We start from the raw sequence: 301 nt of genomic DNA on the forward strand, positions 1-301 counted from the left end.
AGATACATCGCGTGCACCGCGCGGCTCATGCTCTCCTGGCCGCCGGCGACCACGACGCTCGCATCGCCCGCCTGGATCGCCTGCGCGCCCATCGCCACCGCGCGAAGGCCCGAGCCGCACACCTGATTGATGGTCAGCGCCGTCTTCTCGACCGGGATGCCGGCGGCGACCGCCGCCTGCCGCGCCGGGTTCTGGCCTTGGGCGGCGGTCAGCACCTGGCCGAGAATCACGTCGTCGACGTCGGCGGGAGACACGCCCGCGCGCTTCATCGCCTCGGCGAGCGCGACGGTGCCGAGCTCGT

1 protein-coding gene is annotated in these 301 nt (G+C 73.1%); it reads right to left on the reverse strand.

Annotated features, from left to right (window positions below; all coding sequences use genetic code 11):
• Positions 1 to 301: beta-ketoacyl synthase N-terminal-like domain-containing protein (locus tag A33M_RS21885; protein ID WP_040622751.1), on the reverse strand; the 301-nt coding region annotated here is incomplete at both ends.

The organism is Rhodovulum sp. PH10 (assembly GCF_000293785.1).
Lineage (GTDB): Bacteria > Pseudomonadota > Alphaproteobacteria > Rhizobiales > Xanthobacteraceae > Rhodoplanes.